Below are 1,155 nucleotides of genomic sequence, written 5' to 3' on the forward strand. Positions count from 1 at the left end.
GGCCCGAAAGAAAGGTAGGAGGCCATGACGAAAGGTCTGCACGTGCCTTCCGAGATCGGCAAGCTCAGGAAGGTCTGCCTGCACCGTCCCGGCGACGAGCTCCTCAACCTGCCGCCCGACGAGCTCGAGCGACTCCTGTTCGACGACGTCCCGTTCCTGGAGGTCGCACAGCAGGAGCACGACACCTTCGCCCAGATCCTGAGGGACCAGGGCGTGGAGGTCCTCTACCTCGAGAACCTCGTCGCCGAGGTGTTCGACCAGGTCCCCGGCGCCCGCGCCGAGTTCACCGACCAGTACATCGCCGAGGCCGGCATCCGCGGCCAGCACATGCCGCAGATCGTCCGCGAGAAGCTGGACTCCATCGAGGACAACCTCGAGTTCGTCAAGAAGACCATGGCCGGCATGACCAAGGCCGAGATCGACCTGCCCCTCACGGCGTCCACGACCCTCGACTCCCTGGTCAACTCCGAGTCCGAGTCCGACCTGATCATCGACCCGATGCCCAACCTCTACTTCACCCGCGACCCGTTCGCGGTCGTCGGCGAGGGCGTCAACCTCAACCGCATGTACTCGGTCACCCGCAACCGCGAGACCCTGTACGGCAAGTACGTCTTCAAGTACCACCCCGACTACAAGGACGTCTCCCTGTACTTCCGCCGCGACTGCCAGTTCCACACCGAGGGCGGCGACGTGCTGAACATCAACGAGAAGACCCTCGCCGTCGGCATCTCCCAGCGCACCCAGGCCGCCGCTATCGACGTCATGGCCCAGAACATCTTCTGGAACTCCGACTCCAAGGTCGAGCGCATCCTGGCCTTCGACATCCCGGTCTCGCGCGCCTTCATGCACCTCGACACGGTCTTCACCCAGATCGACGTCGATAAGTTCACGATCCACCCCGCCATCATGGGCACCCTGCGCGTCTACGAGCTGACCGCCGGCAAGAACCCGGGCGACGTGAACATCCGCCTGATCGAGGACACCCTCGAGCACGTCCTGGAGGACGCCACCGGCGTCGACCAGGTCAAGCTGATCCCCTGCGGCGGCGGCGACCCGATCGCGGCCTCCCGCGAGCAGTGGAACGACGGCTCCAACACCCTGTGCGTCGAGCCCGGCAAGATCTGCGTCTACGCCCGCAACACCGTCACCAACGAC

The 1,155-nt window shown here is 65.0% G+C and carries 1 protein-coding gene; it reads left to right on the plus strand.

Annotated elements, in window-relative coordinates:
* Positions 1 to 24: 24 nt before the first annotated feature.
* The coding region (locus JMJ97_RS09430) for an arginine deiminase (RefSeq protein ID WP_260700107.1) at positions 25 to 1,155 on the plus strand (1,131 nt) is incomplete at its 3' end.

This window comes from Collinsella aerofaciens, from assembly GCF_025289055.1.
Taxonomy (GTDB): domain Bacteria; phylum Actinomycetota; class Coriobacteriia; order Coriobacteriales; family Coriobacteriaceae; genus Collinsella.